Here is a 24,649-nt window from a genome sequence, read left to right on the forward strand (position 1 = left end):
CCGAACCATATCACCCTGTGACGAATGACTCAGGTATTACGGCCGGTTAAGTCCGCACGACCTCTTGTTTACGCGGATTTAACATGAAACGCTTGATGGCGAAGCGCAGAGGGGGCCGGTCGGGCTCCCTTTTCTATGAGTCTGTTCGTGAATGTTTTCACAAAAACCACCGGACACCATTTAAAGGAGTATGTGATCAGCATGGATTGGCGTAGCCGCGCGGCATGCCTGGACAAGGACCCGGAACTGTTTTTCCCCGTGGGGAACACCGGGCCGGCACTCCTGCAGATCGAAGAGGCCAAGAGCGTCTGCCGGCGCTGCCCAGTGATTGATACCTGCCTGCAGTGGGCCATCGAGTCCGGCCAGGACGCCGGCGTGTGGGGAGGCATGAGCGAGGACGAGCGCCGGGCGCTGAAGCGCCGCGCCGCCCGGGCCCGCCGGGCCTCCTGACCCGACACCCCCAGTGTGGCGAGAGGCCGCTGCCGGATTTGAACTGCTCCCCGAAAGTTGGACTGAAAAATCAGTTCGACTCTCGGGGAGCAGTTTTATGCAGGACAGCAGTTCGTTATCTGAGGAACAGCGCGAAGCCGCGGTAGCGTTGTTCGAGACCGGTTGGGGCGCCAAGTCCGTGGCAACAAAGCTAGGAGTCCGTTCACACGCTGTCAGCCGGCTACATCAGCGGTGGAGAGTGCGCGGAGGTTCGACACTAGTGGCCAAGTCAACCAAGCGGCGGTTTTCGTTTGAGTTCAAGCTCGCCGTTGTGCAGCGGTATCTGGCCGGAGAGGGCAGAGTTGCTCTGGCAAAAGAGCTTGGGCTGTCCTCTCCGGATCTGATCAAAAAGTGGGCTCGTTATTACCGAGATGACGGCGAAGACGGCTTGCGTCCGAAACCAAAGGGTCGACCTAAGTCACCTCCCGTGACAGGGGCGCAGCCAGAGTCCGAATTGCAGCAGCTGCGCCGTGAAAACGAGCGCCTACGTGCAGAAGTGGCTTTCCTGGGAAAAGTGCAGGCCTTGAGGGACGAGGAACGGCGCTAAAGGTCCGCGCCGTCATCGCCCTCAAGGCCGAACACCGCCTCAAGCTGCTCCTGGACGTGGCCGGGTTGGCCCGCGCAACGTTCTTCTATCACCAGGCCCGCCTGCAGGCTCCCGATCCCCAAGCCTCCCTCAAGACCGCTATCACTAAGATCTTCAAGGACAGTCACGGCAGGTACGGGCATCGCCGCATCCATACAGAGTTGCTCAAGCAAGGATGGACGATAGCGAAGAAGACGGTGCTGAAGCTGATGCGCCGCCTCGAGCTGGTCTGCAAAGTCCGGCGGAAGAAGCGCTACAACTCCTATCCAAGCGAGCAGGGCATCGTTGCCCCGAACCTGCTGAACCGGGAGTTCGACGCCGAAGCCCCGAACGAGAAATGGGTTACGGACGTGACAGAGTTCAGCGTCGGCGACCGGAAGCTCTACCACTCACCGGTCATGGACCTCTTCGACCGCCAGATCCTCTCCCACACCATCGGCATCTCGCCTAACCTTGCCCTCACCAACGGCTCGCTTCGAATGGCCTTGACGACGCTCGAGGGAGGGCAGAAACCGCTGGTGCATTCAGACCAGGGTTTTCAGTACCAGCACGTCTCGTGGCGCGATCTACTGCAGGGCGCCGGCGCGATCCAATCCATGTCCCGCAAAGGCAACTGCTACGACAACGCCGTGATGGAGAACTTCTTCGGCCACCTCAAAGAAGAACTCTTCAACCACGTCCGATTCCTCAACACCAACGCACTCGAAACAGCACTGCACGACTACATCCGCTGGTACAACACCGAAAGGATCTCAACAAAGCTCAAGGGCCTAAGCCCGGTTCAATACCGTGCTCAGGCCCTCGCGGCTTAGGCTCTTAATTAGTCGGTCCAACTTTCAGGGACCAGTTCAATTCGGCAGCGGCCTCTCACGTCGGCAGATCCGCCCGCGCTCAGCGGGCCCCCTTGGTATTGAGCACCAGGTCGATCCGCACACACGTTCCCCCGCCGTCGCGCGGGGTCCATTCGATCCGGCCGCCGAGTTCGCTGGTGACGAGGGTGCGGACAATCTGCAGGCCCAGGCCCTCCCGCCGCGGTTCCTCGGGCAGGCCCACGCCGTCGTCCTCGACCGAGACGGTCAGCACTTCGTCGTCGCCCCGCCGGCTCCGCCGGGCAGTCAACCGGACGGTGCCGTGCCGCCCGGCCAGCCCGTGCTCGACGGCGTTCGTGACCAGTTCATTGATCACCAGCGCCAGCGGTGTGGCGAACTCGCTGGGCAGTTCCCCGAACTCGCCGCTGCGCTCCGTGCGGACGGCCTGCGTGGGCGAGGCTACTTCCGCCGAGAGCCGGAACTGACGCCCGATCAGTTCGTCGAAGTCCACGTTCTGCGCCAAGCCCTGGGACAGCGTTTCGTGCACCAGCGCGATCGAGGCGACGCGGCGCATGGCCTGTTCCAGCCCCTGCTTTGCCTCGTCGCTGACCATCCGGCGCGACTGCATGCGCAGCAGCGCCGCGACCGTCTGGAGGTTGTTCTTCACGCGGTGGTGGATCTCCCGGATCGTGGCGTCCTTCGACACCAGCTCCATCTCCCGCCGGCGCAGCTCGGAGACGTCCCGGCACAGCACCAGGGCGCCGAAACGCTCCTGCTCGTTCCTCAGCGGTATGGCCCGCAGCGAGAGCGAGACGCCGCGGGATTCAATCTCCGTGCGCCAGGGCATGCGCCCGGTAACCACCAGCGGCAGGGTCTCGTCGACCATCCGCCGGTCCTTGAGCAGCGCCGTCGTCACCTCGGCCAATGAGCGGCCCTCCAGGGACTCGACGTCGCCGAGGCGCCGGAAAGCCGAGACCCCGTTGGGGCTGGCGTATTCCACCACCCCGTCGGCGTCCAGCCTGATCAGGCCGTCGCCGACCCGGGGCGCGCCGCGGCGCGACCCGGTCGGCGAGGCGAAGTCCGGCCACAGTCCCAGCGTTCCCATCTTCAGGAGGTCGTAGGCGCACTGCCGGTAGGTCAGCTCCAGCCGCGACGGCATCCGGGAGCTGGACAGGTCCATGTGCGATGTCACGATGGCCAGCGTCCGGCCGTTGCGGACCATGGGCACCGCCTCGACCCGCATGGCCATCTCGGTGGTCCAATCGGCCTCCGACGACCGCTCGATCGCCTGCGACCGGCGTGCCTGGTCCACCAGCGGCTTGAGGTCCGCACGGATCCGCTCCCCCACGAAGTCCCGGTGGAACACCGTGTGCGTCGTCGACGGGCGCACATGTGCCAGCGCCACGTAGCTCCCGTCTGGCGTCGGGAACCACAGGACCAGGTCGGCGAACGCCAGGTCGGCGATCAGCTGCCAGTCGCCGACCAGCAGGTGGAGCCACTCCGCGTCACCCGGACGAAAGTCCGCGTAGTCGCGGATGGGATCGGTGAAGATCGCCAACCTATCGCCGCACAGTCGAGCGCATCAGTCGCAGTGCCACGGACAGCGACGCCATGTCGTCCTGCTCGAGCTTGTTCACTTCCTCGAACATGTCCCGAGTGCGCTTGATGTTCTCCGCGTTGGCCCGCTCCCACTCGTCGAGCCTGGCCTCGGCCTGCTCCCCTGCCGGGGTGCTTTGCATGACCGCCACGGTGATGTCCGTGACCGTCGTGTACAGGTCGTCGCGCATGGCGGCCCGGGCGAGCGACTGCCAGCGGTCCTCCCGCGGCAGCGCCGTGATCCGCTCGAGCAGGTTGTCGACGTCGAACCGGTCGTAGACCGCGTAGTAGACGCGTGCGACGGACTCGACCGGTTCGTCGATCTGCCCGGCGATGCGGGCGACGTCGAGCAAGCCGAAGCTCTCGAACTGCTCGGCCCACTGCCGGGCGATCCCCGCCGGCAGCCCGCGTTCTTCGGCGGTTTCCAGCCATTCGTGCACGCGGTCCAGGTCGTCGCCGCGCAGGTACTGGGCCAGGTTGTTCCGCAACGGATCCATTTGCGGCTTGAACATCGCGACGCCGTCTGCGACCGGTGTGCCGCTGTCGACATGGTTGATGTACCAGCGGACCGCCCGGTCCAGCAGGCGGCGCATGTCCAGATGCACCGTGCACCACAAATCCGTCGGGAAGCTGGCCGGCAAGGCGTTCAGCGCTTCCACGAGCTTGTCGAATTCGTAGATCTCGCGCAGCGCCACGAACGCCCGCGCCACGTCCGCCTCGGAGACGGACGTTTCCTCCATGACCCGGAAGGCGAAGGTGATCCCGCCCATGTTGATCATGTCGTTGGCCACGACGGTGGCGATGATTTCCCGGCGCAGCGGGTGGCCCGCCATATCGTCGCCGAACCGCTCGACCAGCTGGTGCGGGAAATAACCGCGCAGCACACCGTCGAAGTATGGATCGTCGGCCAGGTTGCTCTCGGTCAGCGCATGGGTCAGCTCGATCTTCGCGTACGCCGCCAGCACGGCCAGCTCCGGAGAAGTCAGGCCCTGGCCGGCCGCGATCCGTTCGTGCAGCTCCTCGGTGGACGGCAGCGCTTCGAGTTGCCGGTCCAGTTCGGCGTGGTTTTCCAGCCAGTCCATCAGGCGTTCGAAGCTCGGGCTCCACTCGATGATCCGCTGGCGGTCGTTGAGCAGCAGGACGTTCTGGTCGATGTTGTCCTGGATGACTAGGCGTCCGACGTCCTCGGTCATCGACTGCAGCAGGTCGGCACGCTCCGCTACCGGCAGTTTCGCGGCGGCGACCATCTGGTCCACGAGGATCTTGATGTTGACCTCGTAGTCGGAGCAGTCCACGCCGGCAGAGTTGTCGATGGCATCGGTGTTGAGGATGATCCCCTTGCCGGCGGCTTCGATCCGGCCGCGCTGGGTCATCCCCAGGTTGCCGCCTTCGCCGATCACCTTGACCCGCAGGTCGGCGCCGTTGACGCGGATGGCGTCATTGCCCTTGTCGCCGACTTCGGCATTCGACTCGGTCGACGCCTTCACATAGGTGCCGATGCCGCCGTTGTACAGCAGGTCCACCGGCGCCTTCAGGATGGCCTGCAGCAGTTCGGGCGGACTCATGCTCGTGACCTGCGGATCGAGGCCGAGAACTTCCCGCACCTGCCCGGACAAGGGGATCGACTTCACCGACCGCGGGTAGACCCCGCCGCCGGCGCTGATCAGTTTCTCGTCATAGTCGGCCCAGGAGGACCGGGGCAGCTCGAACAGGCGTCGGCGCTCCTGGAAGGAGGCAGCGGCGTCGGGGTCCGGGTCCAGGAAAATATGCCGGTGGTCGAAGGCCGCGACCAGCCGGATGTGCTCGGAAAGCAGCATCCCGTTCCCGAAGACGTCGCCGCTCATGTCTCCGACGCCGACGACGGTGAAGTCCTCGGTCTGGGTGTCGACGCCGAGTTCGCTGAAGTGCCGCTTGACCGACTCCCACGCGCCGCGGGCGGTAATGCCCATCGCCTTGTGGTCGTAGCCGACCGAGCCTCCGGACGCGAAGGCGTCGCCGAGCCAGTGGCCGTATTCCAGCGAAATGTCGTTGGCGATGTCGGAGAAGCTTGCGGTCCCCTTGTCCGCGGCGACGACCAGGTAGGTGTCGTCGCCGTCCAGCCGGACCACCCGCTCGGGCGGCACCACGTCCTGGCCGGTTGCGGTCCGGACCAGGTTGTCGGTGATGTCCAGCAGGCCGCGGATGAAGGTGCGGTAGCTTTCCTGCCCCTCCGCCATCCAGGCCGCGCGGTCCACGGCGGGGTCTGGCAGCCGTTTGGCGAAGAAGCCGCCCTTGGCGCCGGTGGGCACGATGACCGCGTTCTTGACGGTCTGCGCCTTGACCAGTCCCAGGATTTCGGTGCGGAAGTCCTCCCGCCGGTCGGACCAGCGCAGTCCGCCGCGGGCCACGTCGCCGAAGCGAAGGTGGACGCCTTCGACCCGCGGCGAGTAGACCCAGATTTCGTATTTCGGCCGCGGGAACGGTGCACCTTCGATCCGGGACGGGCTGAGTTTGAAGCTGAAGTAGGGCTTGTCCTGGAAGTAGTTGGTGCGAAGCGTCGCGTCGATCAGGTTGGCCAGCGAGCGCAGCACCCGGTCCGCGTCAAGGGTGGGCACGGCTTCGAGTCCCGCTGCGAGCTCGGAGCGGGCGGCCTCGACCGCCGCCTCGCGGTCGCCTTCCAGGTCCGGATCGAAGCTGGCGTTGAAGACCGCCAGCAGGGCGCGGGCCACCGCCGGGTTGGCCAGCAGCGTGTCGGAGACGAAGGCGTAGGAGACCAGGTTGCCCAGCTGCCGCAGGTAGCGGGTGTAGGCGCGCAGCACCGCAACCTGGCGCCAGCCGATGCCCTCGGCCAGGACCAGCCGGTCGAAGCCGTCCGACTCGCTGCGTCCGGTGACGGCGGCGCCGAAGGCTTCCTCGAGCAGGTCGCCGGTGGCGATCGGGTCGACGCCCGCCGGGTACCGGAGGCCGAAGTCGTACAGGAAGTAGTCTTCGCCGTCCGCCGTGTTGATCTCGAACGGGCGCTCGTCCAGTACCTCCAGCCCGGTGTTCTGCAGCACGGGCATGATGTTGCTCAGCGACCGGGCCTCCGGCAGGTACAGCTTCAGCCGGGCGTCGGCGGCGAGGACGTCGGCGCTGTCCTCGGGAACGTAGACGTGCAGCACCGGGGCCGCGCCGGGTTCGCCTCCCTCGTAGTTGCGGAAACGGGCGATGTCCTCGAGCGCGTCTTCCACCTCGTAGTCCACCCGGTAGCTGGGCGGGAACGCGTCCTTCCAGTTTGCCGAGAGGCGGGCAGCCTCCTCGCCGTCGAAATTGGCGCGCAGCACCTCTTCGATGCCCTCCGACCAGGACCGGGACGCCTGGGCAAGCCGGCGCTCGAGGTCGGCCGTGTCGACCTTCGGCACCGTGGAGGCGCGCTTGAGCCGGATGCGGAAGAACAGCCGGGCCAGGGCGGATTCGGACATCCGCGCCTCGTAGTCGATGCTCTGCGGGTCGAAGGTGTTGCGCAGCTCCTGCTCGATCCGCAGCCGGACGGCGGTCGTGTAGCGGTCGCGCGGCAGGAACACCAGGGCCGACACGAACCTGCCGTAGGCGTCGGTGCGCAGGAACAGCCGGGTCCGGCGCCGCTCCTGCAGCCGGAGGATGCCCATCGCGGTCGCGGCCAGCTCCTCGACGTCCATCTGGAACAACTCGTCCCGCGGGTACGTTTCGAGGATCGACAGCAGGTCCTTGCCGGAGTGCGAATCGGCCGGGAAGCCGCTGTGCTGCAGCACCGCCGCGACCTTTTCCCGGGCAATCGGGACGCTCTTGACCGAACGGTTGTAGGCGCTGGTGGCGAAGAGGCCGATAAAGCGGCGCTCGCCGTCGACGTTGCCCTGCGCGTCGAAGCTCTTCACGCCGATGTAGTCCAGGTATGCCGCGCGGTGCACCGTGGACCGCGAGTTCGCCTTGGTAATCACCAGAGCGCGTTTTTCCCGGGCGCGGGCGCGGCCCTCTTCGGTGAGGTGCTGGATCCGCTTCGTGTCGCCGATGTGGCGCATCATGCCCAGGCCGCTGTCCTCCCGGACCAGGAGCACGTCTTCCCCGTTCTGGGTGACGAGATCGTATTCGCGGTAGCCCAGGAAGGTGAAATTCCCGTCGTCGAGCCACTCAAGCAGCTCCTTGGCCTCCTGCAGGTCGGGAATCTCCTCGGCGCCCACGACCGAATCCAGCGACGCGGCAACCTGCCGCACTTGCCGGCGCATGGCCGGCCAGTCCTCGACCGAGGCCCGGACATCCGCCAGGACGCTCTTGAGGCCGGCCATCAGCTCGGCGGCCTTGTCCGGCTCGATCCGTCCGGTCTCCACGGCCATCCAGGATTCGATCCGCAGGACCTGGTCGCCGCCGGTCTCGAAGGATCCCAGCTGCGGCAGTGCCGCCGTGTCGCCGCTGGAGACTCCGGCGGCGGCCGGCACCTGTTCCACGCCGGCGAGGTCGTGGCTGTCCCGGGCCCGGGTGGCCACAAAGGTGGGGTGCGTGATCATCCGGATGGCAATGCCGTGACGCAGCAGCTCCGCGGTGACCGAATCGACCAGGAACGGCATGTCATCGGTGACGATCATGACGACGCTGGCCTCGGCTTCGTCCCGGATCCCGATCACGGGCTGGGCCGGAGGGCGGTGAACCGCCAGCTCCCGGTGCGCCAGCGCGCGGGCGCGGAGCACATCCGGACTGTAGCTCGCGGCATCCTCCGCGGCCAGGTGCTCGTAGTATTTAGCGATGAATTCCTCATCGCCGGTAGCTGAGCTGGACAGATCCGCCATGCTGGATCCAGTCGACATGTAAAACGCCTCCGATAGGTGGGTCCCAACCGCGCCGTTGCGGTCCTTTGGCAAGCCTAACGCGGCGCGTTCAAAACTTCACTTTGGGCGGGCACGACGGCGGATTCCCCGCCTGGGCGGCGCCGGCCGGCTTCCGGCCAGCCCGGCGATGGCGTGCCGCAGCGCAGAGCCGGGCGCGGTTTCCAACAGGACCGAGCCGCCCAGCAGGGCGGCATCGGCTGCGGCGGTATCGGACGGCAGCAGGGCAGGGACCCCGGCGGCCGGCACGAACCGTTCCCAGGCCTCCCGCAGCTGTGCTTCCGGCCGGGCTCCCACGGCCGCCGCCCGGACCTTGTTGAGCACCGCTTCCGCCGGGGCCGAGGGGACGGCATGCGCCAGTTCGTCCAGCCCGCGGACCAGCCGCGGCAGCCCCACCGAATCCGCGCTGCCCACGGCCAGCACCCGGTCCGCCGCCCCCAGCACGCGCAAGGTGGCGCCGTTGCGCCGGGGCGCCATCGAGTCAAAGCTCAGCTCCTCGTCGTGTTCCAGCGAGAAACCGCAATCCACGACGACGGTCTCGGCCACGGCCCGCGCCACGTCCAGCACTGCCCCGAGCGCCGACGGCCTCAGCTCGGTCCACCGGTCCACCCTGGTGATCCCGGTCAGCACCAGCATGGAGGTTCCGGCCACGGCTACCTTCAGGCAGACCCGTTCCAGGGCCTGGCTGTCCAGCACGCCCTGGTCCGCCAGCCGGCAGGCGTGGGCAAGGGCGGCAGATTCATCGAGCAGGCCAAGGAACGCGGCGACGCTGGCCCCGTAGGTATCGGCATCCATCAGCAGGGTCCGCCGGCCGGCGGCGGCGTATTCGGCGGCGAGGTTGACCGCCACGGTGGTCCGTCCCGGCGCCCCCGCCGGGCCCCACACCGCGACGAGTTCACCCCTGGCCCCTGCAGGTACCGGCGGTTCAACTGCGGCGCCGTGCGGCCGCAGGGCCCGGGCAGGGTCGGCCAGCGCTGCCCGTCCCGGCGCAGCGGCTGTTGCTGCCGCTCCGGCCGCCGTCAGCGAGCCCAGCTGCGCGACGGACTCGGCCACCAGTGCTGCCAGGGCCACGGGTTCGACGGTTTCGGCACCCGTGCGGATGCCGAGCGCTTCGAGCCGGAGGCGTTCCCCGCCGTCGTCGGTCAACGCCACCACGGACACCTCGGCGCTGTGCAGCCGCTCCAGCACGCCGCCGTCGAGCTCCCTCGTCCGGCCCGCCACGATGGCCGCCCGGGCCAGCCCGGACTGCGCCGCCGCCAGCAACTCCGCGAGGTCGGTGCAGCGCCGGACCACCGTGACGGGTCCATGGAGCCGTTCCAGGCCCGTCACGAAGTCGGCGGCCGCCGTCCCCAGCGTGACGACCGGCAGGCTCATGGGGTGCCGGCCGGGTTGAGTACCACGTTGATGCGTGCCCCGTTGGCGAGGGCATGCAGCAGCGCCGGCATGGTGTCATCCCCCACCAGGACGTGCAGCCGTTCCGCTCCGGACGAGCCGAAAGCGGTGGTGGCGCGCGTCAACTGCGACACCTCGGCCGCCTCGAGCAGCCTCTCCGGCTGCTCGAAACCGTTCCGTCCGTCCGGCAGCGACACCCAGACATCGACCCGGGAACCGGGACCGGCCTCCTCGGGCAACGGGCTCTCGATATTCAGGCCGATCGGCTTCCGGTCCAAGTCGTCGCTGACACCCAGCACGGAAGCCGGCAGCAGTTCCCCGCCCCGGACCAGCGCGGTGGCGACGGCACCTGCCGGCAGCCCCGTTGCGGCCGGCAGGTAGAGGCCCCCCGCCTCGCCCAGCCGGACGTCGACGACGACGACGTCCGCGGCGGAGATCGGTTGCCCCACCGCGATGTCCGTCCTGGCCGCCAGGACACCGGTGGTCTTATCCGCGCTGTTGACCAGCGCGGCCACTCCGGCCACCGAAGCCACCACCAGCAGCAGTCCGGCCAGCAACCGGGGATCTTTCCACGACGGGCGTTTCAACCGCTGTGCCACGGTCTTTTCTGCGATGGCAGCGCTCACGGATCTTCTTCCCCCCTTAATTCCCGCGCCCCGAAAGGACAGCGACGCTGCGCTCCGAGAGCCGGCCCCGAGGCCGCGGGTGGCACCATTCTGGCCGTGGTCCAGTGGAAAAGGGAACCGCTGCGGCCGCCCGGACCCGATCTGGGGAAAACTTTTCGGAACAAACGGGGCCAGTCGGATCAAACGCCATCAAACGGTGCCATAATGGCTGAAACCGTCCCCGTTCCAAAGGATCTGCCCATGCCACGGTTCCTCACCCTGTCCGATGTGGCGGAGGAGTTGCAGATCTCCTCGTCGCAGACGTACGCCCTGGTTCGCAGCGGCGAACTTCCCGCCATCCAGATCGGCGGCCGGGGCCAATGGCGCGTCGAGCAGGTCATGCTCGATCAGTACATCCAGGACAAGTACGCCCAGACGCGGCGGCTGATCGAAGAGGCCAAGTCGACCACGGAATGAGCATCTAGTCCGGGCTGCGCGACACGAGGGCCGCAATGGCCGCGAAGGGCACCGTGTAGACCGACCGGACATTTGCCGCGCGCCTGTCCTCGCCCGTCGGCACGGCCGCGACGTCGAAGGAGTCCGCCCCGACCCTGTCGACCACGCCCTCGGCCGCCGGCACGCCGGGGCTGCCCGACAGGTAGACGGCGACCGGTGCGCGGTCGCGGCCCAGGGCCCGAAGGGCGGAACCGAGCCCGAGCCGACGCGCCCCGGTCGGGTCGGCGACCGCATGCCGGCCCATTCCTTCGAGCAGTTGGACAGCGGCCAACGGCACGAGCACGCTCCGCACTCCCTCGTTGAGCACCAACCAGGTTGATCCAACATGGGCCAGCGTCCCCTCGAACCTGAGGTCTGCGCCCAGACGGACGCGCAGACTGCTGCCCAGCTGCCCCCGAAGCCGGTCGGCCAGACCCACCGCGGCCAGCTCGATCCGGGCGCGCTCGTTCACCTCCGCTTCCAGCTCCAACCGGTCCGCGGCGTGTAGCTGGGTCTCCAAATCGGCAAACAGGGCGTCCCAACGCATGGCGCCAGCCTAGGAACCTGCACCAAATCCCGTCAATCGAAAACCGACTGTTTACAACAAGCCTTTGACGCTGCCACTATTGGAGATCAAACAGAAGCAAATCGAAACAAATAGCATGAAACGCTATCAAAGCAGGTCCCGACCGGAGGCACTTCCCATGCTCAGAACCACCGCCGATCTGGCAACCGCAGGGCTGGTGACGGGTTGTGCCGCCGTGCTGATGCTCGCCGGGAGGGAACTGGCCACCGGCGCCGCGTGGCCTCCGCAGGACTACCAGGACCTGCTGGCGCTCCTGTCGATCGGAGCCGGCGCGGCCGTGCTCTGCTGGTTGCTCCTGGGCATGGCGGCAGCGGCGGCCTGCGCGGTGCTGGCCAAGACCGGCCACCGTCGCCTGGCGGCCCGGTGGGCCGCGTGGAGTCCCGTATTCATGCGGCGCCTGGCGGGCGCGGTCGTCGGCCTCAATCTGGTGGTGATCGCAGGTGCCCATGCGGCTACCGCAACGCGTGTGACCGAACCTGCGGCCGGGACCGGCACGTCCAGCGCCGCCGTGGTGGATCCTCGGTGGCAGCCGGACGGCTTGGCCGGACCGGCACATTCTCCGGTGGACCCGTCGTGGAGGCCCGGTCCCCCGGCCGCGGCCCCGGGCGCCGTCGCCAAGCCGCCGACCAGGGACACTCCCGACAAACCCCGCCTGGTTACCGTCACGGCCGGCGATTCCCTGTGGCGGCTCGCGGCCGCCGAGCTGGGCCCGCTGGCGACCGACGCGGAAATCGCCGAGCGGTGGCCGGAGTGGTATGCCGCCAACAGGACCCTCATCGGCCACGACCCCTCGCTGATCAAACCCGGGCAAACGCTCGTCGTACCTCCGCCGGGATGGTGAAGCTTTCGGAAGCGGCGGGGAGACGCACCCGGGCGCCGTGCTGTGGGGCGCGGCTGGAAGCCCAAGGGCAGTACCAGTGGAAGGAAGGGCAGGACATGGACAACGTTCGACACCTCCCGGCCGCGCAGGCGCCGGGGAAAGAAGCCGGGGCGGGCGCGCGCCTGGACGCGCTGGCACCAGCGAGCGGGGCGCCGCGGCCCCTGACGGTACGGCGGGTCAAACCGGCGGGGCCGGACGGCTACTTTGCGCCCGTCATCCGGTTGCAGCCCAAGCGACCGGAGGACACCCGCGGGGCGGCCGGAGCCGCCGCTGTGCCCCGGCCCGTTCCGCTGCCGGTGGGCGGTGATCCCGAGGCGGAGGCCGAACTGCGCCACGTCACGGCGATGGCCCGGTCCGTGGCGCAGGCCTGCCTGGAGGCCGTCTCCGGCACGCGGCCGGTCCAACAGCTCGCCCGCTGGCTGGACCCCGCCAGCTACGAAAAGCTGGTGCACCGGGCGGACATCGCCAGGGCGCACCGGGCGCAGCTGCGTTCCGATGGCCGGGCCCCGCTGCGGCTGCACCGCAGCGCCGTGGTCCGCTCCTCGCGGGTATGCCGTGCCGCCGACAGCGCCTATGAAGCGTCGCTGGTGGTGGCCGAGACCCGCCGGATACGCGCGGTGGCGCTGCGGCTGGAGTGGATCCGCGGACTGTGGAAGGTCACGGCCCTGGAGATCGGCTGAACCCCGAAACTACTTCCGGCGCTTGCCGCTCTTGGCGGGGCGCTTGTCCCTGGCGGGCGCTGCCGCCTTGGCCGGGGCCTGGCGTTCGACCCGTGTCTCGGCTTCTCCGGATGCGCTGGGCGCCGTGAACTGCAGGGCCGCCGGCCGCTGCGGGGCTTCCAACCCGGCCGCGGTGATCTGCGGCGCCGCCGCCGCCCGGGCGTCCGCGACCCCGGGGACCGTCGCCTCGGCCGGCTGCTGCACCTGGACCTCGAGGTTGAAGAGATAGCCGATGCTCTCTTCGCGGATGGACTCCATCATGGCCTGGAACATCACGAATCCCTCGCGCTGGTATTCGACCAGCGGATCGCGTTGCGCCATGGCCCGCAGTCCGATGCCCTCCTTGAGGTAATCCATCTCGTAGAGGTGTTCCTGCCACTTCCTGCCGATCACCGAGAGCACCACGCGCCGCTCCAGTTCGCGCATGGTCTCGGAGCCGAGCGTCTGCTCACGCTGCGCGTAGGCGACCTTGGCATCGGAGACGATTTCTGCGCGCAGGAAATCTGCCGTGACCCTCGAGCGCCCGCCGGCTTCCTCCAGCACCTCGTCGATCGTCAGTTCGATCGGGTAGAGCTGCTTGAGGTTGGTCCACAGCTGCTCATAGTCCCAGTCGTCGCCATGGCCCTCCATGGTGGCTTCGTTGACCATCGCCGTCACCACGTCCTCGAGGAAGAACGCGACCTTCTCGTGCAGGTCGTCGCCTTCCAGGATGCGCCGCCGGTCGTTGTAGATTGCCTCGCGCTGGCGGTTGAGCACGTCGTCGTACTTCAGCACGTTCTTGCGCTGCTCGGCGTTCCGGCCTTCGACCTGTGCCTGGGCGTTCTGGATGGCCTTGGAAACCATCTTGGACTCCAACGCCACGTCGTCGGGCATGCGGGAGGAGTTCATGATGCGTTCGGCCGCGCCCGAGTTGAACAGCCGCATCAGGTCATCGGTGAGGGAGAGGTAGAAGCGGGATTCGCCCGGGTCGCCCTGGCGACCGGAGCGGCCGCGGAGCTGGTTGTCGATGCGGCGGGATTCATGCCGTTCCGTACCCAGCACGTAGAGTCCGCCGAGCTCCTTGACCTCGTCGTGCTCGGCCTGCACGGCTTTCTGCGCCGCCGCCAGGGCGGCGGGCCAGGCGGCCTCGTAGTCTTCCGGGTTCGCGGCGGGGTCCAGGCCGCGGCGTTCCAACTCGGCCACGGCGTTGAATTCGGCGTTGCCGCCGAGCATGATGTCGGTACCGCGGCCGGCCATGTTGGTGGCCACCGTGACGGCACCCTTGCGGCCGGCCTGCGCGACGATGGCCGCTTCCCGGGCGTGGTTCTTGGCGTTGAGCACTTCGTGCCGGATGCCCTGTTTCGCCAACTGCTTGGACAGGTACTCGCTCTTCTCCACGCTGGTGGTGCCCACCAGGACCGGCTGGCCCTTTTCGTGGCGCTCGGCGATGTCCTTCACGACGGCGTCGAACTTGGCGACTTCGTTCTTGTAGATCAGGTCCGACTGGTCGATGCGGGCCATCGGCTTGTTCGTCGGGATCGGAACCACGCCGAGCTTGTAGGTGCTCATGAACTCGGCCGCCTCGGTTTCAGCGGTGCCGGTCATGCCCGAGAGCTTGCCGTAGAGGCGGAAGTAGTTCTGCAGGGTCACCGTGGCCAGCGTCTGGTTCTCGGCCTTGATCTCGACGCCCTCTTTGGCCTCGATCGCCTGGTGCATGCCTTCGTTGTAGCGCCGGCCGGCCAGGATGCGGCCGGTGTGCTCGTCGACGATGAGCACCTCGCCTTTGAGCACCACGTAGTCCTTGTCCCGCTTGAACAACTCCTTGGCCTTGATGGCGTTGTTCAGGAACCCGATCAGCGGCGTATTCGCCGATTCATACAGGTTGTCGATGCCGAGGTAATCCTCGACTTTTTCGATGCCGGACTCCAGCACGCCGACGGTCCGCTTCTTCTCGTCGACTTCGTAGTCTTCGGTGTCCTTCAGCCGCATCACGACGCGTGCAAATTCGGTGTACCAGCGGTTCACATCGCCGGAGGCCTGGCCGGAAATGATCAGCGGGGTGCGGGCCTCGTCGATCAGGATGGAGTCGACTTCGTCCACGATCGCGAAGTGGTGTCCGCGCTGGACCAGTTCGTCACGGCTCCAGGCCATGTTGTCGCGCAGGTAGTCGAAGCCAAATTCGTTGTTCGTGCCGTAGGTGATGTCCGCCGCGTACTGTTCGCGGCGGGTCGCCGGGTTCTGGTTGGAGAGGATGCAGCCGCTGGTCAGGCCCAGGAAGCGGTAAACACGGCCCATCAGGTCGGACTGGTATTCGGCCAGGTAGTCGTTGACCGTCACCACGTGGACGCCCTTGCCGGTGAGCGCGTTCAGGTAGGCCGGCGCGGTGGCCACCAGCGTCTTGCCTTCACCGGTCTTCATCTCCGCGATGTTGCCCATGTGCAGGGCTGCGCCGCCCATCAGCTGGACGTCGAAGTGGCGCAGGCCGAGCGTGCGGCTGGCGGCTTCGCGGACGGCGGCGAAGGCTTCCGGGAGCAGGTCGTCGAGCAGCTCGCCGTCCTGGTAGCGCTGCTTCAACGTGTCGGTTTCCCCGCGCAACTCGGCATCCGTGAGGGACTTGAAGTCCTCTTCCAGGACGTTGATCGCATCGGCGTAGCCGCGCAGCCTCTTCAGCGTCTTCTTGTCGCCGGTACGAAGCACACGCTCGAGAATCGTTGGCACTACATAGCTCCCAGTCAGTTGCGCAGAAATCTGGCTTGTTCAGTCTACGTGAGAGACGAGTCCGGCAGCGTTTTGGTTCCCGGCGGCCGTTTCGCGCTCTCACGGGCCAGGGCGGGGGCCAAATCGCCCCTCTCCTGAACCACGACGGCGTCCAGCGCCAGCCATTCGGCCATGCCGGCCAGCTCGGCTGCCAGCTCCGCCGCGGTTCCGGGCGGGGCGTCGTCTTCGGCGTGCGCAGCCCGGACCACGAGCCTGCCCGAGGCCCGGTCCGTCTTCAAGTCCACGCGGGCGCACAGCCGGTCCCCCAGCAGGAACGGCAGGACGTAGTAGCCGTAGGTCCGCTTCGGCGCCGGCGTATAGATTTCGATCCGGTAGCGAAAGCCGAACAGCCGCTCCACCCGCTGGCGTTCGAACACCAAGGAATCGAAGGGGCTCAGGAGTGCCCTGCCGGTGGCGCGGCGCGGCCGGGCTGCCTCGGCGTGCAGGAACACGTCGCCCCTCCAGCCGTCCACCTGCACCGCTTCCAACTTTCCGGCCGCCTCCAGGGTCCGCACCGCGGCGGCGGCCGCCCGCACGGGCACGCGGAAGTAGTCGGCGAAGCACTTGACGGTCCCGATGCCGTGAGCCAGCGCCGCGGCCTCGATCAGCCTCAGCATCGCCTGTTCCGGATCGGGCCGGTAGTGTGCGTCGTGCGGGGCGGGCAGCACCCGCTCGGTCAGGGTGTAAAGCCGTTCGAACTGGGGAGTCCGCGCGGCGGCGCTGACCAGCCCCTGTTCGAAGAGGTCCTCCAGCACCCGCTTGACCGCGTTCCAGTTCCAGCCCCAGTCGGTCTTCGGCTGGTGCGCGTCATGGCCGATCCGGTCGGCGACCGCCCGGGCGGTCAGGCCGCGCGAGGAGGAAAGGGTGTCCAGGATCTTGGCGGTCAGGTCCCGGACGAGGACCGGGTCCATGCCGGCCGCGCCGACCCACCGGCGACGCTGCCACTGGCGGAGATCGGCGAAATCCTGCGGCTTGATATAGCTGGCTTCGTGCGCCCAGTACTCCATCATGCGGCGCGGCGCTTTTCCCGCAAACCGGTGGAGGATGTCGACGTCGTAGCCGCCGAGCCTGGAGAAGAACGGCAGGTAATGCGCGCGCACCAGCACGTTCACGGAGTCAATCTGCAGCAGCCGCAGCCGGTCAAAGGTCCGGCCCACCTGCCTTGCCGTGACAAGGCCGGTGGGCCGTTCCTGAACCAATCCCTGCGCCGCCAGCGCGATGCGGCGGGCCTGGGCCGGAGTGATGCGGGCTGTCATGCCTTCATACTAGGCAAGCCGCGGCGCTGTCAGGCCTTGGCGCCCGCCGACGCGCGGTAGGCCAGCACCTCTTCACGCGCCTTGGCTTCTTCGGCGCTGCAATCGGCGTCGAGGGTGATCACGCCGTACGTCCAGCCACGACGGCGGTAGACGACACTGGGTGCGTCCGTCGCCTTGTCGATGAACAGGTAGAAGTCGTGTCCCACCAGTTCCATGTTGTCCACGGCATCGTCGAGGGTCATGGCCGCGGCCGGGAAGACCTTGCGGCGGATCAGCACCGGTGAGTCTCCGGCGGGAACATCGTTGTCGATGTCGTAGCCGGTCCGGTCCTCGGTTTGGTCCTGGGCAGTTGCCGCAGCCAGCGCCGCTTCGTGCAGCGGCATGTCCGAGCTGGCCGGTTCCAGCGTGGCGGTGGCCTGGTGGACGGCGGTCGGGGTGTGACGGCCGTGGTGGACCTTGCGGCGGTCCCGGGCGCGGCGCAGGCGCTCCAAAAGCTTGTTATAGGCAATGTCGAAAGCTGCAAACTTGTCCGCGGCCTTGGCCTCGGCGCGGACCACGCTGCCCCGTCCGAGCACGGTGAGCTCGACGGTCATCGAGCTTTCGGCATTGCGGGCATTGGCCTCTTTGGTGACTTTGGCATCAAGCCGCTGGACCTTGTCGCCCAACTGCTCGATCTTGGAGATCTTCTCCTCAGCGTACTCGCGGAACCGATCCGAAACGGACAGGTTGCGGCCGTTGATGTTGAATTCCATGGTGCCCTCCATAATTGCCTAGATGACACAACAGCGACCGAAAGAGAAACTCCTTTCAGCCGCTGAAGACGGGTTGCCTCCCTCGCGGGAGCCCATACTTCACGTTAGATCACGGACACCTTTTATTCACCCTTTACTCACGAATATCTACAACATTTACCGACGATGTCCGAGGGCACCCCGACGGCCGGTGCACCGGGGGCAGCATAATCGTTACACCCCGCGTCATTCCGCGGCGCTCACGAGGGCCGCCGCGCGGCCTCCCCGCCCGCATCTCCGGCGGCGGGCCCGGCCGGAGCCGAGGCGGCTGCCAGCACCGCTCCGCCCAGGGGATGTCCGCCGGCGGCACGCAGTGCGCGGGCCAGCTCGCCCATCGTGGCCCCGGTGGTGAGCACGTCGTCCACCAGGAGGCAGCACCTCCCGGCGATCAGGGGTGCGTACCCCGGCGGCACCGCCATGCTGCCGGCAACGTTCCGTTGCCGGGCCGACCGGCCCAGCGCCTTCTGCCCGCCCGGGGACCCCGGCCGCTCCAGGCGCCGCACCGGGTCCACGCGGACGGCGGGCAGCAACTGCAGGCCGTCCGGCAGCAGGCCTTGCCGGGCCAGGCGGGACAGCAGCAGTTGAAGCGGATCGTAGCCGCGGCGCCGGCGGGAGCTGCCGCGCGAGGGAACCGGGACCAGCACGGCCGCGGCGGGCCGGCCGGCACGTGCCGCGGCCGCGTCCAGGGCGCCGGCCAGCACGACGGCCAGCACCGGCGCCAGCTCGGTCCGGCCGTGGTTCTTAAAGGCCAGCACGGCCTGGGAGAGTTCACGCCGGTAGGGTCCCCCGGCCGTCACCGGCAGCGGGCGACCGGCCTCGTCCAGCGGCAAGGAGTCGGCGTCCTGCTCCACGGCAATCGGGCGCACCGTCGAGCGGCGCAGGCGCCGCCTGCAGGCAGCGCACAGGACGTAATCCGGCGCACCGCAGGCCACGCAGTCCGTCGGCAGCAGCAGCCGGCCGAACTGCCCGGACCAGATCCGCAGCGCCTGGGCGGCCCGGCTGAAATACAGCCTGTCCAGCCGGGTGCCCAGGCCCGCCGTCGCCTTCACCACCGGGTCCCCGCCATGCCTTCAGCCTGGCCGCGTCCTGCCCGGCCGGGGCGGTCCGGGCGCCGGTTGTGGAGTGTTGCGGTGCTGCGGGCGGCTGTGGAGGCGGGGCTATCCGGGGAAGGACGGATCGATGACCAGCGGGGAGTTGCGCTGCGGAGCCCAGCTGTTGCCGACGCGGATGTAGAGCATCTCGTTGGTCTGGGCGTACACGTCCTGGCCGCCGTTGCCGGCGCTGATCTCCACCATCCCCTGCAGGGGCGCGGTCCGCAGGGTGCTGCCGTCCAGGTTCAGCACCTCCGCGGTCACCGCTTCGTCGGGCGAGGCCTGCATGACGACGACGGTATCTTCGTCGGCCCAGACGCCGGAGTCCACCGGCACCGACGGGTTCAACCGCTTGGGCGTGGTGATGCCCCGGGGCCGGCCGTCCTGGTCCCGGACGACGCCGGCCACATAGACCGAGGTGCTCTCGCCTTCACGGGTGGTGATGAGCGCCCTGGATCCTTCACGCGAGATCTGCAGCTCGGTCACGGTCCGCTCCGTGAGCCATTGGGCGCTGACCGCCACCGATTCGTCCGGCTCCTCGATGGAAACCGCGGAGACTTTCCCGCTGCCGTCACCGGCCGCCGCCCAGGCCCAGCCGAAGGGATCGACGCTGGGTCCGGTGAGGTTGCTTCCGGATGCCGCCTCCACCGCGCGGCGGTCCTCGCCGATCACGAACATCCGGTTGCGCTCGGCGGTCAGGAAGGCAAAGCGTTCCTGGTCCAGCGACATCGCCGGTTCGCGCGGGCGCAGCCGGCTGACGGACGGCAGGTCCTCCGGCTTGACCGGCCGCGATCCTTCGTAGAACACCAGTTCCTCGTCCAAAACCCCGATCTGCACATTGCCGACCGCGGGGTCCGTCACCGCGGCCTGGAACTGGGGATCGGGGGAATTGCCCAGGTCCACTTCCCGCTGGTCCACGGTCATCTGGACGGTGGAGACGGTATTGAGCTCCCCCAGCGTCAGTTCCAGCTGCTGTTGCATCTGCTGCCGGCGCAGGAACGTGGTGCCCGTCAGGACTTCGGCCGACAGGTCCACGCTGGCAGCCCCCGATTCGATCGGTACGGCCCGCCGCACCAGCTGCGAGCCTTCCGGGAAGGCACTGATCACGGCGCCGGCCAGGTACGGTGCGGGCCCCTCCAGCATGGCAGCCACGATGGCCGCTGAGATGCCCTGCCGGTTGGCGAACCAGCGCACGTCCGGCACGGCATACGTGTACGTCGGGTCGTAGTAGTACAGGTTGAACGGGGAGAACAAGGTGCGGAAGTCCACCGTGGAGACCATGGTCCCGTCCGGAACGCTGGAGATCCGCCATTCGCCGTCCACCTGAGCCAGTTCCACCGGCAGCGATTCGGTGGCCCCTTCCTCGGCCTGGGTTCGGACGCCCGACTCGTTGATCGTGGCATCGACCTCCACCTGGAGCACGAATTCGGTTTCGGACGGCGATCCGACAATCCTCACGACGTTCCGGTACACCAGCGTCCGCTGCACCGGCTGCCATTCGCCGGCCAGGTCCGGGGCGAGGAATTCGCGCGCAATCCGGTAATCGTCCTGCGTGGCCGTGCCCGCCTGGATAAAGCCGGCGACGATCTGCTGCGGGGAGTCCCCCGGCGACGGCCCCGGCGGGTTGAAGGTGTAGCCGGTCCCCCCGGTTTCGCCCGAATCGGCCTGGACCGTGCCCACCGGCCCCGACATCGGGATGGAGGAACAGGAGGCCAGCGCCAGCATGACACAGAGCATGACGACGACGGCGCGCAGCCGGGAGGGGCGGGCAGGCTCAGCTGGGATCCGGAACACCGTTTTCCTCCTGCTGTTCGAGGAGCACATTCTCGGCCACCAGCCGGCCGTGCCACGCGGAGGCGCCGGCCGGTGGCAGCGGCAGCGGCGAATGGGTGAGCGTGCCGCCGCTGTGCCGCGGCAGCGTGAGCCGGAAGCAGGCACCGTTGCCCGGCTCGCCCCACGCCTGCAGCCAGCCGCCATGGAGGCGGGCATCCTCGGTGGAAATCGACAGCCCCAGGCCGCTGCCGCCGGTGGTCCGCGCCCGGGCCGGGTCGGCGCGCCAGAAGCGGTCGAACACCCTGGAGGCTTCCATGGCCGTCATCCCGATGCCGTAGTCCCGCACCGAGACGGCCACGGCGTCCTCGGTTGCCCCGACCGTGACCTCCACCGGTTTGCCTTCGCCGTGTTCCAGCGCGTTGACAATCAGGTTGCGCAGGATGCGTTCGATCCTGCGCCGGTCCATGTCCGCGATGCAGCGCGGCTCGTGGGCAATCAGCCGCAGCTCCGACCCGCTGTTCTCCGCAAGCGGCTGGGCGGCGTCGAGCGCGGTGCGGGCGATCTCCACCAAATCGGTCGGCTCCGCGTCCAGTGCGGCAGCACCGGCGTCGAAACGGGAGATCTCCAGGAGGTCGGCGAGCAGCGCCTGGAAACGCTCCACCTGGTTGTACAGCAGTTCCGTGGAGCGGGCGTTGATTGGATCGAAGTCCCCGCGCGATTCGTACAGCACCTCCGCGGCCATGCGGACCGTGGTCAGCGGCGTCCGCAGTTCGTGCGACACGTCGGACACGAACCGCTGCTGCATTTCGGACAGCGCGGCCAGCTGCGTGATCTGCTCCTGCAGGCTGTTCGCCATGTGATTGAAGGAGGCCCCCAGCCGGGCGAGTTCGTCCTCGCCCCGGACTTCCAGCCGCTCCTGCAGTTGTCCTGCCGCCAGCTTCTCCGAGGCGATGGCCGCCTGGCTGACCGGGTGCACCACGGCGCGGGTCAGCAGCCAGACGATGCCGCCGACCAGGATCAGCAGCAGCCCGCCGCCGATCCAGAGCACCCGGTGAATGAAGTCCAGGGTCTGCTGGACCGAGGAGAGGTCGTAGATCAGGTACAGCGCATACGAATTGCCCGGCGGCAACGACACCTTGGTGCCGAATCCGATGGCGGGGACATCGCTGTCGCCCACGGGCAGCGCGAGCGCCTGGCGGTACTGCCCGGTGCCCGTGGCGACTTCCCGGGCCAACCCCTCCGGGATGATGTTGGCGGTGATGGAGGTGTTCGACTGGCTGAACACGTAGAGGTTCTGGCCGCCCGGCAGCGGCGTCAGCAGGTAGTAGCGCGGCGCTTCGGCGCCGGTACCCTCCAGCAGTTTCAGCGTGTCCGCCACCATGCTGGAGACGGTCGCCCGGTCGCTGGCGGAGGAACTCTCGAAGATTGTCTTGACCTGGGACAGCCCGCGCCGGGACTCGGCCTCCGCCTGGTTCACCCGCTCCTGATAGAGCCCGGAGGCGATCTGGCTGGAGAGGAACGCGCCCACGCCCATGAAGGCGAAGGCGGTGAGCAGGACGGCAGCGGTCACCGTGCGGAACTGCAGCGACCGCCGCCATTTCCGGTTCAGGAACTCGCGGGCCCGCAGCGTGGCATGCCAAGCGGCCTCAGCTGCCGCCTTCAGCTTGGCTGTCCACCGGCTGAGAACCGGCTCCACTTACCCTTGGCCGGCCTTGTAACCGACGCCGCGCACCGTGAGCACCACTTCGGGGGCCTCCGGATCGCGTTCGATCTTGGAGCGCAGCCGCTGGACATGCACGTTGACCAGGCGGGTGTCTGCGGCGTGGCGGTAGCCCCAGACCTGCTCCAGCAGCAATTCGCGGGTGAAGACCTGCCAGGGTTTCCGGGCCAGGGCCACCAGCAGGTCGAATTCCAGCGGGGTGAGCGAGATCTTCTCGTCCCCGCGGTGGACGACATGCCCGGCAACATCGATCACCACGTCGGCGATCCGCAGGGTCTCGGGCGCCCGCTGGTCGCCCGGACGCAGGCGCGCGCGCACCCGGGCCACGAGTTCTGCCGGCTTGAACGGCTTGGGCACGTAGTCGTCGGCACCGGATTCCAGGCCCCGGACCACGTCGGAGGTGTCCGACTTGGCCGTCAGCATGACAATGGGAACGTCCGATTCGCCACGGATCTGGCGGCAGACCTCGATGCCGTCCAGCCCCGGGAGCATCAGGTCGAGCAGCACCAGGTCCGGCTTGCTGCTGCGGAAGACCTCGAGGGCCTGGGCGCCGTCCGCGCAGAACACGGGATCGAAGCCATCGTTGCGCAGCACGATGCCGATCATCTCGGCCAGGGCCTCGTCGTCGTCTACGACCAGAATGCGTGCCTTCATATCTCCCTATTGTTCCCTATTCCCCTCATCCCTGACGTCACGACGCACAGGGCACACCGACACTGCGCCCACGGCGGGCCCGCGCCGGGATGGTAGGAACTGGCGGACCGAAACTATAGGCTGATGAGAGGCTAACACTTCGCCGGAGGCCTCCCGCAGCCGGCGACACGAGATGAGGAAGACGGGACGCGATGAGCCACGGGGCCAATGACGCCGGGCACGACAGCAGGGATCCGCAAGGCCAGGGCCCCGACGGCCCCGGCAACGGCCACGGCAACGGCGCCGGGGCCGACAGCCAGGCGCCGGGCCAGCCTGCGTGGGGGCAGCAGCCGGTGTGGGGCCCGCCGCCGGCCTGGGGACAGCCCGGGCCGGGCGCGCAACACCCGACGTGGGCGCCGCCGGGCCAGCAGCCTCCGCCCGCCCAGTCCGGGTGGAACCCGCAGCCGCAGTGGGAACAGCCCGCGCCCGGCGCACAGCAGCAGGGCGGCTGGCCGGCGCCCGCCCAGTCCGGATGGAACCCGCAGCCGCAGTGGGGACAGCCCGCGCCCGGCGCACAACAGCAGGGCGGCTGGCCGGCGCCCGCCGGTCCGGGCCCGTACCGCGGCTATGTTGCTCCGCCGAAACCGGGCGTCATCCCGCTGCGTCCGCTCGGCGTCGGCGAGATCCTCGACGGCGCCTTCCAGGCTGCCCGCAAGAACGCCGCGGCGGTCTTCGGCACCGCGGTGCTGCTCCAGGTGGTCGTCAGCGCGCTGGCCTGGCTGGTCGGCGGGCTGATCATTTCGGCCTTCGGCGGCCTGCAGGTCATGGCGAACGAGGAACTCACGGATGCATCCGCGGTGGCCTTCGGCCTGTCCATCATCATCTCCTCGCTGGTGCTGGGCCTGCTGTCCGGGGTGGGGATCCTGGTCCTGCAGGGCGTCCTCGCCATTCCCACCGCCCGGGCCGCGGTCAACCAGAAAACCAGCTTTGGCCTGATGTTCGCGCTCGCGAAGGGCCGGATCGGTGCGCTGGTCGGTCTGGCCCTGCTTTATCTCGCCCTCACCGCTGCCGCACTGGTCGCGATCATCGCCGGCTCCTTCTTCCTGGCCGACCAGCTCGGCGTGTCCTCAGCCTGGATCATCGTGCTGATCATTGTGGGCCTGACGGCGGTGTCCGTCTGGATCGGCATCAAGCTGATGCTGGCACCGGCTGTGATCATCATGGAACGCGCTCCGCTCTTCCGGGCGCTCGCCCGGTCGTGGCAGCTGACCGACCGCAGCTGGTGGCGGACCTTTGGGATCATCCTCTTGTGCAGCATCATCGTCACGGTGATCACCTCCGTGGTCAGCATGCCCATTTCCTTCATCGTGGGACTCGCCGGTCCGCTGCTGGGCGATCCCACTTCGGCCGAGAGCATGCTGGCGACCATGGGGCCGCTCACGCTGGTCTCGATGCTGCTGTCTTCCATCTTCTCGGCCATCGGCTACGCCTTCCAAGCGGCCGTGATCGCCCTGGTCTACATCGACCTGCGGATCCGCCGCGAAGGGTTCGACGTGGTGCTGTTGCGCGAACATGAAGCCTCCGGCGGCCGGGAGACCCGGACCATTCCGGGACTCGGCGCCGCCGCGGCACCCGGCCCCGCGGTTCCCGGGCCGGCCGGCCCCTGGCCCACGTGACC

General features: G+C 68.2%; 19 protein-coding genes. 7 read left to right on the forward strand and 12 right to left on the reverse strand.

Annotated elements, in window-relative coordinates; all coding sequences use genetic code 11:
* Nucleotides 1-201: 201 nt before the first annotated feature.
* From AC5RVZ_RS18835 to AC5RVZ_RS18845, 3 genes are all read left to right on the forward strand, one after another.
* A complete protein-coding gene (locus tag AC5RVZ_RS18835) occupies nucleotides 202-450 on the forward strand; it encodes a WhiB family transcriptional regulator (RefSeq protein ID WP_086994524.1) in 249 nt (82 codons plus the stop codon).
* Nucleotides 451-709: 259 nt separating this feature from the next.
* The gene (locus AC5RVZ_RS18840; RefSeq protein WP_494067257.1) at nucleotides 710-1,036 is read left to right on the forward strand and encodes a transposase; all 327 of its coding nucleotides are present in this window, start codon (nucleotides 710-712) and stop codon (nucleotides 1,034-1,036) included.
* A gap of 44 nt (nucleotides 1,037-1,080) precedes the next feature.
* Nucleotides 1,081-1,887: an IS3 family transposase gene (locus AC5RVZ_RS18845; RefSeq protein WP_494067563.1), complete on the forward strand. Its 807-nt coding sequence runs from the start codon at nucleotides 1,081-1,083 to the stop codon at nucleotides 1,885-1,887.
* 79 nt (nucleotides 1,888-1,966) lie between these two features.
* On the opposite strand, the gene AC5RVZ_RS18850 is transcribed toward AC5RVZ_RS18845, so the two are convergent.
* The 4 genes from AC5RVZ_RS18850 to AC5RVZ_RS18865 all read right to left on the reverse strand — a co-directional run bounded on the left by AC5RVZ_RS18850 (nucleotide 1,967) and on the right by AC5RVZ_RS18865 (nucleotide 10,312).
* Nucleotides 1,967-3,442 (reverse strand): sensor histidine kinase, encoded by a 1,476-nt coding sequence (locus AC5RVZ_RS18850; RefSeq protein WP_494067258.1) that lies wholly within the window; start codon nucleotides 3,440-3,442, stop codon nucleotides 1,967-1,969.
* A 1-nt stretch (nucleotide 3,443) separates the two neighbouring features.
* Nucleotides 3,444-8,276 carry an NAD-glutamate dehydrogenase gene (locus AC5RVZ_RS18855; RefSeq protein ID WP_494067259.1) on the reverse strand — a complete coding sequence of 1,611 codons (4,833 nt, stop codon included), beginning with the start codon at nucleotides 8,274-8,276 and terminating at the stop codon, nucleotides 3,444-3,446.
* Between the two features lie 78 nt (nucleotides 8,277-8,354).
* The gene (locus AC5RVZ_RS18860; protein ID WP_494067260.1) at nucleotides 8,355-9,668 is read right to left on the reverse strand and encodes a CpaE/TadZ family protein; all 1,314 of its coding nucleotides are present in this window, start codon (nucleotides 9,666-9,668) and stop codon (nucleotides 8,355-8,357) included.
* Nucleotides 9,665-10,312, reverse strand: a complete 648-nt coding sequence (locus tag AC5RVZ_RS18865; RefSeq protein ID WP_494067261.1) for a hypothetical protein — start codon at nucleotides 10,310-10,312, stop codon at nucleotides 9,665-9,667. The genes AC5RVZ_RS18860 and AC5RVZ_RS18865 overlap by 4 nt, the downstream gene beginning before the upstream one ends.
* Before the next feature lie 240 nt (nucleotides 10,313-10,552).
* On the opposite strand from AC5RVZ_RS18865, the gene AC5RVZ_RS18870 reads away from it, so the two are divergent.
* The gene (locus tag AC5RVZ_RS18870; RefSeq protein ID WP_493979122.1) at nucleotides 10,553-10,768 is read left to right on the forward strand and encodes a helix-turn-helix domain-containing protein; all 216 of its coding nucleotides are present in this window, start codon (nucleotides 10,553-10,555) and stop codon (nucleotides 10,766-10,768) included.
* A 4-nt stretch (nucleotides 10,769-10,772) separates the two neighbouring features.
* Here the strand turns inward: AC5RVZ_RS18870 and AC5RVZ_RS18875 are convergent, their stop codons facing one another.
* Nucleotides 10,773-11,333, reverse strand: coding sequence for a hypothetical protein (locus AC5RVZ_RS18875; RefSeq protein WP_494067262.1), 561 nt, complete (start codon nucleotides 11,331-11,333; stop codon nucleotides 10,773-10,775).
* Between the two features lie 157 nt (nucleotides 11,334-11,490).
* Between AC5RVZ_RS18875 and AC5RVZ_RS18880 the strand changes: the two genes are divergently transcribed.
* Together AC5RVZ_RS18880 and AC5RVZ_RS18885 are read left to right on the forward strand one after the other, a co-directional pair.
* Nucleotides 11,491-12,213 carry a LysM peptidoglycan-binding domain-containing protein gene (locus tag AC5RVZ_RS18880; protein ID WP_494067263.1) on the forward strand — a complete coding sequence of 241 codons (723 nt, stop codon included), beginning with the start codon at nucleotides 11,491-11,493 and terminating at the stop codon, nucleotides 12,211-12,213.
* A 95-nt stretch (nucleotides 12,214-12,308) separates the two neighbouring features.
* The gene (locus AC5RVZ_RS18885) at nucleotides 12,309-12,932 is read left to right on the forward strand and encodes an Rv3235 family protein (protein WP_494067264.1); all 624 of its coding nucleotides are present in this window, start codon (nucleotides 12,309-12,311) and stop codon (nucleotides 12,930-12,932) included.
* A gap of 9 nt (nucleotides 12,933-12,941) precedes the next feature.
* Here AC5RVZ_RS18885 and secA read toward each other — a convergent pair whose 3' ends face one another.
* The 7 genes from secA to mtrA form a co-directional block, all read right to left on the reverse strand.
* On the reverse strand, nucleotides 12,942-15,668 hold the full coding sequence (gene secA / locus AC5RVZ_RS18890) for a preprotein translocase subunit SecA (RefSeq protein ID WP_494067265.1): 2,727 nt from the start codon (nucleotides 15,666-15,668) through the stop codon (nucleotides 12,942-12,944).
* A 44-nt stretch (nucleotides 15,669-15,712) separates the two neighbouring features.
* Nucleotides 15,713-16,963, reverse strand: coding sequence for a winged helix-turn-helix domain-containing protein (locus AC5RVZ_RS18895; RefSeq protein ID WP_494067266.1), 1,251 nt, complete (start codon nucleotides 16,961-16,963; stop codon nucleotides 15,713-15,715).
* A 29-nt stretch (nucleotides 16,964-16,992) separates the two neighbouring features.
* Nucleotides 16,993-17,715 carry a ribosome hibernation-promoting factor, HPF/YfiA family gene (gene hpf / locus AC5RVZ_RS18900; RefSeq protein ID WP_494067267.1) on the reverse strand — a complete coding sequence of 241 codons (723 nt, stop codon included), beginning with the start codon at nucleotides 17,713-17,715 and terminating at the stop codon, nucleotides 16,993-16,995.
* Between the two features lie 239 nt (nucleotides 17,716-17,954).
* Nucleotides 17,955-18,806 carry a ComF family protein gene (locus AC5RVZ_RS18905; protein ID WP_494067268.1) on the reverse strand — a complete coding sequence of 284 codons (852 nt, stop codon included), beginning with the start codon at nucleotides 18,804-18,806 and terminating at the stop codon, nucleotides 17,955-17,957.
* A 105-nt stretch (nucleotides 18,807-18,911) separates the two neighbouring features.
* Entirely contained in the window at nucleotides 18,912-20,639 is a 1,728-nt protein-coding gene (locus AC5RVZ_RS18910) for an LpqB family beta-propeller domain-containing protein (RefSeq protein ID WP_494067269.1), read from the reverse strand.
* Entirely contained in the window at nucleotides 20,620-22,314 is a 1,695-nt protein-coding gene (mtrB, locus tag AC5RVZ_RS18915) for an MtrAB system histidine kinase MtrB (RefSeq protein ID WP_494067270.1), read from the reverse strand. Before mtrB ends, AC5RVZ_RS18910 begins: the two co-directional genes overlap by 20 nt.
* A complete protein-coding gene (gene mtrA, locus AC5RVZ_RS18920) occupies nucleotides 22,315-22,992 on the reverse strand; it encodes an MtrAB system response regulator MtrA (RefSeq protein ID WP_493989146.1) in 678 nt (225 codons plus the stop codon).
* A 191-nt stretch (nucleotides 22,993-23,183) separates the two neighbouring features.
* Between mtrA and AC5RVZ_RS18925 the strand changes: the two genes are divergently transcribed.
* Nucleotides 23,184-24,647: a glycerophosphoryl diester phosphodiesterase membrane domain-containing protein gene (locus AC5RVZ_RS18925; RefSeq protein WP_494067271.1), complete on the forward strand. Its 1,464-nt coding sequence runs from the start codon at nucleotides 23,184-23,186 to the stop codon at nucleotides 24,645-24,647.
* The last annotated feature ends 2 nt before the right edge of the window (nucleotides 24,648-24,649 follow it).

It is taken from the genome of Arthrobacter sp. Cza30, from assembly GCF_059090765.1.

Bases quoted from the DNA above. Each gene is read 5' to 3' on its own strand.
- AC5RVZ_RS18835 (WP_086994524.1), top strand. From the start codon at position 202: ATGGATTGGCGTAGCCGCGCGGCATGCCTGGACAAGGACCCGGAACTG.
- AC5RVZ_RS18855 (WP_494067259.1), bottom strand. From the start codon at position 8,276: ATGTCGACTGGATCCAGCATGGCGGATCTGTCCAGCTCAGCTACCGGC.
- AC5RVZ_RS18860 (WP_494067260.1), bottom strand. From the start codon at position 9,668: ATGAGCCTGCCGGTCGTCACGCTGGGGACGGCGGCCGCCGACTTCGTG.
- AC5RVZ_RS18870 (WP_493979122.1), top strand. From the start codon at position 10,553: ATGCCACGGTTCCTCACCCTGTCCGATGTGGCGGAGGAGTTGCAGATC.
- AC5RVZ_RS18875 (WP_494067262.1), bottom strand. From the start codon at position 11,333: ATGCGTTGGGACGCCCTGTTTGCCGATTTGGAGACCCAGCTACACGCC.
- AC5RVZ_RS18880 (WP_494067263.1), top strand. From the start codon at position 11,491: ATGCTCAGAACCACCGCCGATCTGGCAACCGCAGGGCTGGTGACGGGT.
- AC5RVZ_RS18885 (WP_494067264.1), top strand. From the start codon at position 12,309: ATGGACAACGTTCGACACCTCCCGGCCGCGCAGGCGCCGGGGAAAGAA.
- AC5RVZ_RS18895 (WP_494067266.1), bottom strand. From the start codon at position 16,963: ATGACAGCCCGCATCACTCCGGCCCAGGCCCGCCGCATCGCGCTGGCG.
- hpf (WP_494067267.1), bottom strand. From the start codon at position 17,715: ATGGAATTCAACATCAACGGCCGCAACCTGTCCGTTTCGGATCGGTTC.
- mtrA (WP_493989146.1), bottom strand. From the start codon at position 22,992: ATGAAGGCACGCATTCTGGTCGTAGACGACGACGAGGCCCTGGCCGAG.
- AC5RVZ_RS18925 (WP_494067271.1), top strand. From the start codon at position 23,184: ATGAGCCACGGGGCCAATGACGCCGGGCACGACAGCAGGGATCCGCAA.